Below are 14,129 nucleotides of genomic sequence, written 5' to 3' on the forward strand. Positions count from 1 at the left end.
GGCGGACCGCCTCGTCCCTCATGCCCTGAGTGATCTGTTTTGCCATGGGTCTACCTCGATGCTTGAAATTGATCCTATCGAGTGTCCAGGTTGATTAGACCACCGCAACCCGTCCATGGGGGCTTGGCCGCGGCATCCATGCCGCGGACACCCCGCACTACCCACCCACCCGGCCGCTGACAGGTTCCGGGTGTTCCCCACCCACGGAGAGGAAAAAGAAGATCAAAGGCGGGTCGCTGCGCTTCGCTTGCTCGTGTAGAGCCGAGCCCCTGCTCGGCTTCACGGACCGGCCGGAAAGCAACCGAGCGTGGGCTCGGCTCTACAAAAGGCGGCCTGCCAGGCTGCTTTTGCTTTTGATCTTCTTTTTCTTATCCGTGGGTGACAGGCCACCGAAATCTGTCAGCGGCCGGTCGGGTTGGGTGCGCGGGGGTGTCAGCCGCATGGATGCGGCTGCCAAGCCTCCAGGGACGGATTCACGGCGTCCCCCGCGCACCCAACCCGACCGGCCCAATCGCAGCTTCTGCCTTCAACGACCCACCCAATGCTCCACCCACGAGGGGCTGCGCCGTTGGCTGGAAACTACAACCCGATGCCGGCGTCGCCCTCGGGCTCCAGCGCCTTCACCAGCACCGCCGCCTGCGTGCGGCTATGGCATTCGAGCTTCTTCAGGATCGCGGTGACATGCACCTTCACCGTGTTCTCGGCCAACCCCAGCGTATAGGCAATCTGCTTGTTGAGCAGGCCATCGGCCAGGCACAGCAGCACGCGGAACTGCTGCGGGGTCAGCTGGGCCAGGCGGCTGGCCAGCAGTGCATCGGCCTCCGAACGCTCGGCGGCCATCGCCGGGAACCATAAGCCGCCATCAAGCACCGCCTGCACCGCCTCGCCGATGGTCTCGGCCGGGGCCGACTTCGGGATGAACCCGGCCGCGCCGAACTGCTGGGCACGGCGGATCACCCGCGGATGGTCGTTGGACGAGAGGATCACCACCGGGATGTCCGGATGCGAGCCGCGCACGTGCAGCAGCGCGGAAAAACCATGTGCGCCGGGCATGGTCAGGTCGAGCAGCACCAGGTCCACGTCCGGGTGCGCGTCGAGTGCTTCGGCCAATGCCTCGGCGCTGGCGACCTCGCGCACCTGCGCCAGCGGCAGGCTCTGCCGCAATGACTGCACCACCGCCGAACGCAGCAGCGGGTGGTCGTCGGCGATCAGGATGGTGTATTCGCTCATGCCGCCATTGTACGGGCAGGCCGGAGCCTCAGCGCCCCGCCGGCTCGACGCTGCTGCGCCAGGCATCGAGGAACTGCCGCCGCTTGAGCGCGTCCAGGTACACCAGCAGGCCCGGACCCAGCTGGATCGGACGCCGGCTGCGGCCGGGCGCATCGTCGCCACGTGCGTTGCCGGTCACGATCGGCATCAGCCGCGCCTCACGCGACAGCACCTGCTGGCCTCGCGGCGACAGCAGGTAATCGAGGAAGCGTCGCGCTTCTTCCGGGTGTGGGCCGGTGCGCGGAATCACCGCGGTGCGCAGCACCACCAGCGTATAGTCCTCGGGCTCGACGATGGCCAGCGGCGCGCCGGCATCGACACGTGCCTGCGCGTAGGAGCCGAGCACGTTGTAGACCAGCGACAGCTGGCCACTGGCCACCTTGTCCAGCAGCACGCCAGTGCGCTCCTCGCGCACCACGTCGTTGTCGCCCAGCGCGCCCAGCAGCGCGCCGGCGATGCTGCCACGCTGCGCATCCTGGGTAGACAACAGGTAGCCGACACTGCTGCGCTCGATGTCATAGGTGCCGACCCTGCCGCGCAGAGGTGCACCTTCAGCACGCAGGCGGTCGAGCAGCTGGCGGCGGGTGTGCGGCACCTTTGCCGAAGGCATTGCGCGGGTGTTGTAGACCATCACCACCGGCTCGTAGCTGATGCCGAACGCCTCGTTGCGCCACTGCGCCCAGGCCGGCAGCGCGGCGGTCTGCGCCGAGCGATGTGGCAGCGCGTGGCCATCGTTGACCAGCTTGGTCTGCAGGTCCATGCCGCTGGAGATCAGCAGGTCCGGCGATGCCGGTCCGCCGCGGTCGTGCAGGTAACGTGCGTACAGGTCCTGGGTGATGATGTCCTCGTACACCACTTCAGTGCCAGGGTGCAGCCGCTGGTAATCGGCAATCACTACCGCGAACACTTCGATGTCAGTGGTGCCGTGGATGCGCAGCTGCGCAGTGGCCTTTGCCTGGGCCGGGAAGCGGCGCACGTCGCCCGGTGCTGCAAGCACCGGCACGGCCAACAGCAAGGCAACGGCAGCAGCGAACAGGCGGATCATGGACTGCTCCGTGGCAGGCGGATGGTGGCGATCAGCCCGCCCTGCGGACGGTTGCTGAGGTCGATGCGGCCACCATGGCTGTCGACCACGCGCTTGACGATGGCCAGGCCCAGCCCGGCACCGCCGGATGGCGCGCCTTCGCCACGCGCGAAACGTTCGAATACGCGCTCGGCATCGGCGGCTGCGATGCCGGCGCCATGGTCGGCGATGGTCAGCACGGCCTGCCCGCCTTCCACGGTCAGGGCGATCTGCAACGGGCCGTCGCCGCCGTATTTCAATGCGTTGTCGACCAGGTTCTTGATCGCTTCGCGCAGCAGCAGTGCATCGCCGTGCACCTGCACAGGTTCGGCGGTCATCGCCAGTTGCACGCGCGGCGCCGGGCCGGCCTGCGGCAGGGCTTCATGCAGGGCCTGGTGCACGGTCTCGGCCAGGTCCACCGCCGCAAAGCGCTGCAGGTGCGAACGATGGATCACGCTGGCATCGCTGAGCAGCTGGTTGAGCAACCGGCTCATATGCGTGGCGTTGCGCTCGATCGCCTGCAGGCTGCGCCGCATGTCCTCCGGATCGTCATCATCCAGCGCCAGCTGTGCCTGCGCGCGCAATGCCGCCAGTGGCGTACGCATCTGGTGCGCGGCCTCGGCCATGAACGCGCGCAAGGTCTCGTTGCTGCTGGACAGTCGTTCCATGAAGCGGTTCAACGCCGCCACCATCTGGTCCATCTCGCGCGGCACGCGCGCATCCAGCGGTTTCAGATCGGACGGCTCGCGGCGCGACAGCTCGCGTTCCACCCGCACCAATGGCCGGAACGCGCGATGCACGCCAAAGGCCACCAGCGCCAGCAGCAGCCCGGACAGCACACCGATCGCCAGCAATGCACGGTTGACCATGTCCTGCGCGACTGCTTCACGCGCACGCCGGGTCTGGCCGACCTGCACCTGTACTTCGCCCTGCGCCGAGGCGGCGGCGAAACTGCGGCCGACCACCACGAAGCGCACGGTCTCGCCGCTGTACGCCGCATCAAACAGCTGCGGTTGCGTACCGGGCCGGCGCGGCGGCGCCGGCAGGTCGCCGTAGCCGGTGATCAGGTTGCCGCGACTGTCGGCGACCCGATAGAACACACGGTCTTCCGGGGCCATCGCCAGCAGGTCCAGCGCGGCATAGGGCAGATCGACCTGCCATTGGCCATCGACCAGGGCCACCGAATCGGCAATGGACAACGCCGAGGACACCAGCAGGTGATCGTAGGAACGGTTGGCGGCGCGCTGGCCATAGCCGCGCGCGGCAAACAGCAGGGCCACCGCGAACACCGCCAGCAACGCGCCAAGGTAGAGCAGCAGCGTGCGCCGCAGCGAGCCCGGTGCGGCATTCGCGGTACGCGCGTCAGCCATCGGCGTCGGCGCTGTCATCACTGGTTTCCAGCAGGTAGCCAACGCCGCGCACCGTGGTGATGCGCAGCGGTGCGCCTGCCAGCTTTTTTCTCAGGCGACCCACATACAGCTCGATGGCATTCGGGCCGGCTTCGTCGTCGAAGCCGAACAGCCCATTGCCGATTTCGTCCTTGCCGACCACCTGGCCGAGGCGGCCGACCAGGATCTCCAGCAGCCGGTATTCGCGGTTGGGCAGTTCGATCGGTTCGCCGTCGAGACTGACCCGGTGCGCCGCGTTGTCGAACTGGAAGCCACCGATCTGCACCACTTCGCTGGCCTGGCCACGCGCACGCCGCAGCAGCACGCGGCAGCGCGCTTCGAACTCGCGGAAATCGAACGGTTTGCCCAGGTAGTCGTCGGCGCCGACATCCAGCGCCTGCACACGGTCTTCGATGCCATCACGCGCGGTCAGCATCAGCACCGGCGTGCTGTCGCCGCGCTCGCGCATGCCGGCCAGCACGCGCAGGCCATCGAGCTTGGGCAGGCCGATATCCAGCACCACCAGGTCGAAGCTCTGGTAGCGCAGCACGCTGGCCGCCGCCAGGCCATCGGCCTGCCAGTCCACGGCATGCCCACTGCGGCGCATGCGGCGGATGATCGCATCGGCCAGATCCGGGTTGTCTTCGACCAGCAGCAGGCGCATGGGCACGGGGGTGGGAGGGGAAACGAATGCTACCGCATGCCGCTGCCGCGCTCGCCGGGCACCGCCCGGAGGCAGCAGCGGGCCGCTTTACGCTGCACCGCACAATCCGTTGACAGGACGATGACAGCTTGCCCGACCCAGACTGCGGCCGCGCACCGTCCGGTGCCCACGATTGCCGCGCGCCTGGCGCGCACCTGGGAGGGTTTGTGGAATTCACGTTTGCCTGGCGGCGTCCTGCCGCCATGATGGCTCTGGCTGCCCTGTCGGCGCCGGCCTTTGCCGCCGAAGACGACCGTCCGGTCACGGCCTCGCTCGGGGGCCGCCTGCACCTGGACTTCGCCACCTTCGACAACGACAACCGCGGTACCCCGAACAAGGACGACACCGAGATCCGTCGCGCCTGGCTGGACGTGTCGGGCAAGTTCTTCGTGGTCGACTACAAGCTGGAAGCCGATTTCTCCGGCGACCGCGTCGAGGCCAAGGACGTGTACCTGGCACGCAGCTTCGGCAAGGCCGGCAAGCTGACCGTAGGCCAGTTCAAGCAGTACTTCTCGCTGGATGACCGTACCAGCTCCAACTACGGCAGCTTCCTGGAACGTGGCAACGCCGGCACCACGCTGGCGCCGCTGTACCGCCTGGGTGCGTCATGGCAGGCCAACCCCGGTGACTTCACCTGGGCGGCCAGCCTCTACAGCCTGGAGAGCATCGACGCCTGGCAGGTGAAGGGCCGCGCGGCGGGTGGTCGCGTCACCTGGGCACCCTCGCCCAGCGAGGGCGACGTGCTGCACCTGGGCCTGTCGCTGGCCCGCGAGGCCTACGACAACCCCGGCGCCAATGGCGTGCCAGGCCTGCGCATCCGCCCGCGCCCGGCCGGCCATCTGTCCGACGAGAGCCGCCTGACCCTGGTCGACTTCTCCGCAGGCCGCGATACCGACGTCAACAAGTGGTCGCTGGAATACGCACAGGTGCGCGGCCCGCTGTCGTGGCAGGGCGAGTTCAGTGGCGCCACCTTCGATGACGGCGCCCAGCGCGGCGACGTGATGGCCGCCTACGGCATGCTCAGCTGGTTCGTCACCGGCGAAAGCCGCGCCTACGACCGCAAGACCGGCCGCTTCGCGCGGGTGAAGGACATCCGGCACAAGGCCGGTGCCTTCGAAGTGGCGCTGCGCTACGACCAGATGTGGGGTGCACAGCACCTCGATGGTGCGCCGGACCTGCGCCGCGGCAGCACCGAAGCCTGGACGCTGGGTGGCAACTGGTACCTGCGCGACAACCTGCGCTTCATGCTCAACGTGATCGAAAGCCGCAACCGCGACCGCCTCGCCGGGGTCACGGTGGACCGCACGCGCGCGGTTACCGGACGCCTGCAGTACGACTTCTAAGCCTGATCTCCCGGGCATGCCGCCCGGGCCCCTTCCACTTCCCCACGTCCTGTTTTCGCAAGGAGTCCGCAGATGATGCTGAGCATCCTCGGCTTTGGCATGGTCATTACGTTCATGTACTTGATCATGAGCAAGCGCCTGTCGCCGCTCGTCGCCCTGATCACCATCCCCATCCTGTTCGCGCTGATCGGCGGCTTCGGTGCCAACATCGACGAGATGATGCTGGAGGGCATCAAGAAGATCGCGCCCACCGGCGTGATGCTGATGTTCGCCATCCTCTACTTCGGCGTGATGATCGATGCGGGCCTGTTCGATCCGCTGGTGCGGATCATCCTGCGCTTCGTCAAGGGCGATCCGATGAAGATCGTGCTCGGCACCGCGGTGCTGGCGATGCTGATCTCGCTCGACGGCGATGGCTCGACCACCTACATGATTACCGTCTCGGCGATGCTGCCGCTGTACCAGCGGCTGGGCATGAACGCGTTGAACATGACCTGCGTGACCATCCTCGCCGGCGGCGTGATGAACCTGACCCCGTGGGGCGGCCCGACCGCACGCGCGGCCACCGCGCTGCACGTGGACCCGGCCGACGTGTTCGTGCCGCTGATCCCGTCGATGGTGATCGCCTGTGCCGGCGTGCTGCTGCTGGCCTGGTACCTGGGCCTGAAGGAACGCCGTCGCCTCGGCGTGGTGATCCTGCCCAAGGGCGGCAGCTGGATGGACAACAGCGTGTCCGATGACAGCAACCCGCTGCCGACCGTGGAAGACGCCGAAGACATCAAGCGCCCGAAGCTGCTGTGGGTGAACCTGGCCCTGACCGTGGCACTGATGACCGCGCTGATCATCGGCGTGCTGCCGATGCCGGTGCTGTTCATGGTCGGCTTCGCCATCGCCCTGGTGATCAACTACCCGAACCTGGCCGAGCAGCGCCGCCGCGTGGTCAACCATGCCGGCAACGTGCTGTCGGTGGTGTCGCTGATCTTCGCCGCAGGCATCTTCACCGGCATCCTCAACAACACCGGCATGGTCGAAGCGATGTCGCACAGCTTCCTGGCCGTCATTCCGGAATCGTGGGGCCCGTACCTGGCGGTGATCACCGCGGTGGCGTCGATGCCATTCACCTTCTTCATGTCCAACGACGCGTTCTACTTCGGCGTGCTGCCGATCCTGTCCGAGGCCGCCGGCAACTACGGCATCACCCCGGTGGAAATGGCACGCGCCTCGCTGGCCGGCCAGCCAGTGCATCTGCTCAGCCCGCTGGTGCCGTCCACCTACCTGCTGGTGGGCCTGGCCAAGGTCGAGTTCGCCGACCACCAGAAGTTCACCCTGAAGTGGGCCATCGCCATCTCGATGCTGCTGATGGTCGGCAGCCTGCTGTTCGGCCTGTACCCGCTCGCCGCCTGACCCTCTACCAAGGAGCCTTCTGCAATGACGCTTCGAATCGCTTACGTCACCAGCGGCATGGGCAGTGTCGGTACTGCCATCTGCCAGAGCCTGGCCCGCAGTGGCCACACCGTGGTTGCCGGCTGCGCGCCGAACTCGCCGCGCAAGGCCAACTGGCTGCGCGAGCAGCGCGAACAGGGCTTTGATTTCATCGCCTCCGAAGGCAACGCCACCGACTGGGCCTCGACCAGCGCCGCGTTTGCCAAGGTACGCGCCGAAGTCGGTGAAGTGGACGTGCTGGTCAACAACTCCGGCGGCAGCCGCGACCTGCTGTTCCGGCAGATGACGGTGGAGGACTGGAACGCAGTGATCGCCTCCAACCTCAATTCACTGTTCAACCTGACCAAGCAGGTGGTGGACGGCATGGCCACGCGCGGCTGGGGCCGCATCATCAACATCGGTTCGGTCAGTGCCCACAAGGGCCAGATCGGGCAGGTGAACTACGCCACCGCCAAGGCCGCGATGCATGGCTTCAGCCGTGCGCTGGCGGCGGAAGTGGCCTCGCGCGGGGTCACCGTCAACACCCTTTCGCCGGGCTACATCGCCAGCCAGGCGATCAGCAGCTTCCCGCCGGATGTGCTGGACCGGCTGGCCGCCTCGGTGCCGGTGCGCCGCCTGGGCCGCCCCGAGGAAGTGGCCGGCCTGTGCGCGTGGCTGGCCTCGGACGAAGCCTCGTACGTGACCGGCGCCGACTATCCGGTCAACGGTGGCCTGTACATGGGTTGAGCCCGTCTCCACGCAACGCGTGGACCGCCTCCCCCACGGAGTGCGCGGGGCCGGTGAACCTTCGCTTGCGAGGGGGATCCGGCCCCTTTTTTGTTTCTGCATTTTCGGGACGTATTGCCCGATACATCGGCAGAACCGGTGCTATACCTGCCAACGCTCGCTGAGCCCGATGGATGAACGGCCGGAATCGCGGATCAAGGAGGTTGGCATGCGTGCATTGCTGATTGCGCTTCTTGTGGTCGCCACCCCGCCACTGGCGGCCACGCCACCTGCTGCCACTGCGGATGAGGCGGATGCAACATGGCGGCTCGTGGAACGCTGGTCCCTGCAGCTGGCACGCTCTGACCTTGTCGCGCAGCTATCGCCACTGGCTCCGGCCGGCTCGCGTTCGGAAGCAAGAAGGGGCCGGGGCGACAGCGCCACCATCGATCTGGCGCCCTTCGTGGTCGCTGGGAGGATCAAGGGGCCTTCTGGCCAGATCCACACCGATGCGTCGGGGCAAATCATCAAAGGCATTACGCTGCGGCTGAGCGGCGCCTGCATCTCGCGAAAGCAGATGGGTCGTCGCTACCCCGGCTTCAACGTCCTTTCCGTCCCGTCAGGGCATAGCCTGGACGAGTCGACGGTGTTCGGCACGGTAGAGAACGGCATCCAGATCGGATTCTCATTCTCCGAACATGACCGTGACTGCATGAACCAGCTCAAGTTGAGCTGGCCCGGGGAGCGCTTCTGATTCCCACCGACATACCCCCATGACGAGCATGTTGCAGGACACGCACCACTGCCCTGCAGTCTTCGTTGGTTTTTCGTAAAGAAGGTTTCATGTTCCGTTCGCATAGTGGCCATGCACCGCGCACGCGTGCCGGTGACCACCCCCAATGCAACGGACCACCATGCAGACCCGACACCTGACGATCGCCGTGGCGATCGCGCTCTCCGCCGCCGCCAGCGCCCATGCCGCCACCGCCGCCGATACCGGCGCCAGCACCGATGCCGCGCTGAGCGCGCAGACGCTGGATACCGTCTCCGTGATCGGCCAGGGCGAGACCCGCCAGGTGCAGCGCATCACCGCCGTCGACAAGCAGGTGCTGCCGCCGGGCACCAGCGGCCAGAAGATCCTCGACCGCCTGCCGGGCGTGTCGGTGCAGTCCAATGATGCCTTCGGCGCCAACGAAGAATCGCAGACGATCAGCCTGCGCGGCTTCGACAAGAGCCGCCTCGGCTACACGCTGGACGGCATTCCGCTGGGCGACAACAGCTATGGCAACTACAACGGCCTGAGCATCGCCCGCGCGATCATCGCCGAGAACCTGGCCGGTGCCGAGCTGTCGCAGGGCATCGGTTCGCTGGGCGTGGCCTCGACCAGCAACCTGGGCGGCACCATCCAGTACTTCTCGATGGACCCGTCGACCGAGTTCGGCGGCCGCGCCAGCGTCACCGTCGGCGACGACAGCCAGCGCCGTGGCTACCTGCGCGTGGATACCGGCGACATCAACGGCTTCTCGGCCTACGTGTCCGGCGTGCACCAGGACCAGGACATGTGGGCCGCGCCGTACCAGAACCAGACCACGCGGCAGTTCAATGCCAAGGCGGTGTGGAATGTCGGCGACCACCGCTTCGGTGCGTTCGTGGCCACCTCGCGCGCCAGCCAGGCCAACTACGCCTACCTGTCCAAGGACATGCTGGCCCGTGGCCTGGGCTATGACTGGAACATCTACGCACCGGACTGGGACCGCGCCGTGGCCGCCGCGTACTGCGCGCCGGGCACGCTGGACCGCAGCAAGTGCAAGTTCAGCGGCGGCGTCACCAGCATCGACGACGCCTACTACCAGAGCCGCGCACTGCGTGACGACAACCTGTACTCGGTCGATGCCGACCTGCGCCTGGGCGAGCAGGGCCGCCTGAAGCTGCTGGCCTACCACCACGACAACCGTGGCCAGGGTCACTGGTGGGCACCGGGCCAGCCGTCCTACCCGGGTACCGACAAGATGCTGCCGATCTCGATCCGCAGCACCAACTACACGATCAACCGCGATGGCCTGACCGCCGCATTGTCGTGGACGGTCGGCATCCACGAGCTGGAAGCCGGCCTGTGGTACGAGCAGAACGACCACAACGTCTCGCGCAACTTCTACTACATCAGCGGCCCGTTCCTGGACGACCTGTACCTGAAGAACCCGGACCGCCTGCTGTTCAACCAGGACTTCGACATCCGCACGCGCCAGTTCTATGTGCAGGACCGCATGCGCTTCCTGGACCAGCGCCTGACCGTGGATGTGGGCATCAAGAGCCCGAACACCCGCATGCGTGCCACCGCCCAGCCGGGCGTGGAAACCAGCATCGCTTCGGGTACGCTGACCGCCAAGGAATCGGTGCTGCCGCAGGTGGGCCTGGGCTTCAAGCTCAACGCCAACAACGAGCTGTTCGCCTCGTACGCCGAAAACATCGCCGCCTTCGTCGGCGGTGGCAGCGGCGGCCCGCTGCAGGTGTCGCCGGAATCGTTCGCGGCCAGCGCCGGGCTTGAGCCGGAGAAGTCCAAGAGCCTGGAAGCCGGCTTCCGTACCTTCGGCGAGAAGTACCAGGCGTCGATCGCGGGCTACAACATGAAGTTCGACAACCGCCTGCTGTCGTTGAACCCTTGCTCGAGCATCGAAGTCGGCACGCGTCCGGAGTGCGTGACGCGCTTCATCAACGTCGGTTCGGTGAAGAGCTACGGCGCGGAACTGACCTTCATCCTCAAGCCGATCGACGGCCTGCAGTGGTACAACGCGCTGTCCTGGAACAAAACCACCTACGAGGACGACTACCTGTCCGGCGGCGCGGTAGTGCCGGTGGCTGGCAAGATCACCGTGGATACGCCGCAGCGCATGGCCTCCAGTGAGATCAGCTGGAACCGCGATGGCTTCTTCGCCAGCCTGCGTGCCAAGTACACCGGCAAGCGCTACTACACCTACACCAACGACCAGTCGGTGCCGGGCGTGACCACCTTCGACGCCGGTGCGGGCTACGATTTCGGCCCGGGCCTGGGCCTGCGCAACGTGCGGGTGTCGTTGAATGCGACCAACCTGACCAACAAGCGCTACGCCGGTCAGCTGAGCTCGTTCGCACCAACTGATCCGGAAGGCAAGCGCTATGCGATCCATGCGAGCGCACCGCGGCAGTTGTTCATGACGGTGGCGGCGGAGTTCTAAGTCAGAAGCGGGCGCTGCGGCGCATTGAGTATTCCTGCATGGCGCGGGTAGGCAGGCCCATGCAGGACACGCCGTAAACCCGTCCTTGGGGGCTCGATGGCGCCATCCATGGCGCCAACGGTCCTGCATGGGCCTGCCTACCCGCGCTCGACAATTCCCTGCGCCGGCGCGGAGGCAGTGGAAAGCAAGAGCAAAAGCAAAGCGCCGGGCAGTGCCCGGCGCTTTGCTTTTCAAGCTTTTCAAACGCAATCCCTCTGGTGGACCTGCTGCCGCGCCCGCAGGAAATTGTCTGGAGGAGGCGGGGCACCCTGGTCAGGACCGTTGGCGCCATGGATGGCGCCATCGAGAACCATGGAGGGGCTTTTGCGTGTCCTGACCAGGGTGCCCCGCCTCCTCCCAGCCGATAGCAGGCAGGCGCAGGAGGATCCGCCAACGCATTTCATTCCGGCGCCAGCTGGTCCATCCGTATCCGGTTGGCGAACAGGGAGAACGCCAGCATGCCGGCCAGGCCATTCGCCCGGCTCACCCAGTGCGGCAGCCAACGCGGCGGCTTCAATACCCCCGCCTCGAACAGCGGCGCGAACGCGATCGCATCGGTCAGGCTCATCTTGCCGGCGAACAACCAGCGGCAGACCTGCAGGCGGTCCTCGGCCAGCATGTGGCGGAAGAAGGTGTGCACCGACACCAGGCCGCGCAGGTACACCGTGTCCTTGGTGAAGGCCAGGCCGCCACTCGGCGGCACGCCGCGGAACACGCGCTGTGCCGAGGCGAAGCTCTCCTCCGCGTTCTGCCCGGCGTCGCAGAAATAGCGGAACACTTCGATGAAATCGGCGCCTTCGCGTGCCATCGCAATCGCTTCGGTACGCAGGCTGATGCGCTTGAGGCGCTCGATGTCGATGCTGCCGGTGATCTGCTCGGCGAAGGTGGCCAATCCTTCCTGGGTGGCGGTCACCCGCGGCGAGGACAACGCCAGGCTGGGCAACACCGGTTGTTCGCGGCCATTCAATGCGGTCAGCGAATGCACCAGCGCTTCGTGGTGGAACAACTGCGCGCGGTCGTAGGCACTGAAGCGCGCACTGGTGCGCAGGCGGATGCGGGTCGGGCCGGCAGCCGCCTTGGACACCAGTTCCGGGTCGAGCTGCACCTGGATGATGCGCGATTCGAAGAAGGCATCCAGGTCGTTCTGCAGCTGCAGCTGCAGCGCGATGGCCGAGACCGGCACCTGCTCTTCCGGCGCCAGCAGTTCGTGGTCCAGTTCGGCGGCAATCTGGATGAAGTGGCGCGCTGCTTCGCGCGTGCTCGGGCCATTGCCCGGCAGCGGCTGCTCGGGTGCGCCGAACAGCTGCACCGAACAGGTATCGACCGCCGCGGTGCCCAGCCCTTCCAGCAGCTGCGCGGCCAGGTCCCAGCTCTGCGCCGACTGCCGCACGTAGTGGCCCAGTGGGTGGCTGTCGTCACAGTCGGCGGCGATCGCGGCCAGTGCGCGACGTTCTTCGCTGAAGTCCAGCCGTGGGTAATCCACCTTCGGCAGCACCGGCTGGCCTCGCGCCACGCTGTCCAGGAACGGTGCCTGCACCGTTGCCGGCCAGCTGGTCAGGCCCAGCAGGCGGATGCCTCCCACGGCCTCGACCAGGCGCGCATCGAGCGCTGCATGGTGGGCCACGTCACGGTCCAGCGTCGCAGTCGGTTCCATGCGCGGACTATAGCGCCCTGCCCTTGCTTTGGTAGGTGCCAACCTTGGTTGGCATCCGCCGAAGGCGGGCTTTGGACAGATTCGTGCCAACCAAGGTTGGCACCTACCACAAGCGGTCAGTTGGCACCCACCAGGAGCAGGTTTCCGGTACTACGGGGTCAGCGCCTACGCGGCTTGCCCGCCGGGCGGAACTGCTGGCCCTTGCCCTTCTTGCCGCCACGCTCCTGCGCGGTCTCGGCCTGGCGGACCGCCAGCTTGGCGGCGGCGGCGGCCACTTCTTCCTTCAGCTTGAAGTAATTGAGCAGCCGGCTCTCTTCGATCTCACCCGCGTCGATCGCTGCGCGTACGGCACAGCCCGGTTCCTGCTGGTGCTTGCAGTCGTTGAAACGGCACTGTGCGGCCAGCGCTTCGATATCGGCGAAGCCGCCTTCGGACAGCGTCTCTTCGCCGGTCGGCTTCAGCTCGCGCATGCCGGGGGTGTCGATCAGGCAGGCGCCGGTCGGCAGCGGCATCAGCGCGCGGTGCGTGGTGGTGTGGCGTCCGCGCGAATCGTTGGCGCGTACCGCGTTGGTCTTCATCCGCTGCTCGCCCAGCAGGGTGTTGGTCAGCGTGGATTTGCCGGCACCGGACGAGCCCACCAGCACCACCGTGCGGCCCGGGCCCAGCCACGGCTGCAGCACCGCCACGCTGTCGGCATCCAGGCCGTTGATCGCATGCAGCGCGATGCCCTGCATCTCCAGCTCTTCCAGCACCGCCAGCGCATCCTCGCTGTACTCGGTCTGGTCGGCCTTGGTCAGCACCACCACCGGTTCGGCACCACCACCGCCGACCAGCAGCAGGTAGCGCTCGATGCGGCGCGGATTGAAGTCGGCATCCAGGCCGCAGACGATGAACACCGTATCGATGTTGGCCGCGATCACCTGCTGGTGGTAATGCTCGCCGGCCGCACCGCGCTTGATCGCGGTACGCCGCGGCAGCAGCGCGACGATGCGGATGCCGTCGAGCAGCACCCAGTCGCCCACGGCCGGCCGTTCATGGCTGGGGAAGCGCGGGCGCTGCCATTCCGGCAGCGACTCGGCCTTGATCGACGCATCCGGGCCATCGGCCACCACATAGTGGGTGCGGTGCTGTTCGATCACCCGTGCCGGGCGGGCCTGCGGATGTGCGGCCATCGCGGCCTGCCAGTCGGCCTGCTGCGCCGGGCCCGGCCAGGGCCAGCCAATGGTCTGCAGGGCGATGAAATCGGGGGTCTGGGTCATCGCCGCCATTCTACCTGTGACGGCGCCCTGCCAGCCCAGCAATGACGGGCC

11 protein-coding genes are annotated in these 14,129 nt (G+C 66.8%); 5 read left to right on the forward strand and 6 right to left on the reverse strand.

Features of this window, described 5'->3' with window-relative positions:
• Positions 1-579: 579 nt before the first annotated feature.
• The 4 genes from AC13GF_RS16505 to AC13GF_RS16520 are packed head-to-tail and all read right to left on the reverse strand — an operon-like array spanning position 580 to position 4,384.
• The gene (locus AC13GF_RS16505) at positions 580-1,230 is read right to left on the reverse strand and encodes a response regulator (protein ID WP_005414428.1); all 651 of its coding nucleotides are present in this window, start codon (positions 1,228-1,230) and stop codon (positions 580-582) included.
• A 28-nt stretch (positions 1,231-1,258) separates the two neighbouring features.
• Positions 1,259-2,314 (reverse strand): ABC transporter substrate-binding protein, encoded by a 1,056-nt coding sequence (locus tag AC13GF_RS16510; RefSeq protein ID WP_483005339.1) that lies wholly within the window; start codon positions 2,312-2,314, stop codon positions 1,259-1,261.
• Entirely contained in the window at positions 2,311-3,702 is a 1,392-nt protein-coding gene (locus tag AC13GF_RS16515) for a sensor histidine kinase (protein WP_032129112.1), read from the reverse strand. The genes AC13GF_RS16510 and AC13GF_RS16515 overlap by 4 nt, the downstream gene beginning before the upstream one ends.
• The gene (locus tag AC13GF_RS16520; protein WP_087802437.1) at positions 3,695-4,384 is read right to left on the reverse strand and encodes a response regulator; all 690 of its coding nucleotides are present in this window, start codon (positions 4,382-4,384) and stop codon (positions 3,695-3,697) included. The genes AC13GF_RS16515 and AC13GF_RS16520 overlap by 8 nt, the downstream gene beginning before the upstream one ends.
• A gap of 242 nt (positions 4,385-4,626) precedes the next feature.
• Here AC13GF_RS16520 and AC13GF_RS16525 point away from each other — a divergent pair, with 242 nt between their 5' ends.
• From AC13GF_RS16525 to AC13GF_RS16545, 5 genes are all read left to right on the forward strand, one after another.
• The gene (locus AC13GF_RS16525; RefSeq protein WP_483005340.1) at positions 4,627-5,766 is read left to right on the forward strand and encodes an OprO/OprP family phosphate-selective porin; all 1,140 of its coding nucleotides are present in this window, start codon (positions 4,627-4,629) and stop codon (positions 5,764-5,766) included.
• Positions 5,767-5,841: 75 nt separating this feature from the next.
• Positions 5,842-7,170 carry a CitMHS family transporter gene (locus AC13GF_RS16530; RefSeq protein ID WP_483005506.1) on the forward strand — a complete coding sequence of 443 codons (1,329 nt, stop codon included), beginning with the start codon at positions 5,842-5,844 and terminating at the stop codon, positions 7,168-7,170.
• 24 nt (positions 7,171-7,194) lie between these two features.
• Entirely contained in the window at positions 7,195-7,935 is a 741-nt protein-coding gene (gene phbB / locus AC13GF_RS16535) for an acetoacetyl-CoA reductase (protein ID WP_012481221.1), read from the forward strand.
• Positions 7,936-8,143: 208 nt separating this feature from the next.
• Positions 8,144-8,668, forward strand: a complete 525-nt coding sequence (locus AC13GF_RS16540; protein ID WP_483005341.1) for a hypothetical protein — start codon at positions 8,144-8,146, stop codon at positions 8,666-8,668.
• A gap of 160 nt (positions 8,669-8,828) precedes the next feature.
• Positions 8,829-11,126, forward strand: coding sequence for a TonB-dependent receptor (locus AC13GF_RS16545; RefSeq protein ID WP_483005342.1), 2,298 nt, complete (start codon positions 8,829-8,831; stop codon positions 11,124-11,126).
• Positions 11,127-11,565: 439 nt separating this feature from the next.
• Here AC13GF_RS16545 and AC13GF_RS16550 read toward each other — a convergent pair whose 3' ends face one another.
• A complete protein-coding gene (locus AC13GF_RS16550; protein WP_024956039.1) occupies positions 11,566-12,819 on the reverse strand; it encodes a flavohemoglobin expression-modulating QEGLA motif protein in 1,254 nt (417 codons plus the stop codon).
• A 158-nt stretch (positions 12,820-12,977) separates the two neighbouring features.
• On the reverse strand, positions 12,978-14,087 hold the full coding sequence (gene rsgA, locus AC13GF_RS16555) for a ribosome small subunit-dependent GTPase A (RefSeq protein WP_032965961.1): 1,110 nt from the start codon (positions 14,085-14,087) through the stop codon (positions 12,978-12,980).
• Between the last annotated feature and the right edge of the window lie 42 nt (positions 14,088-14,129).

The organism is Stenotrophomonas sp. 22LJNL06-5-1 (assembly GCF_056861455.1).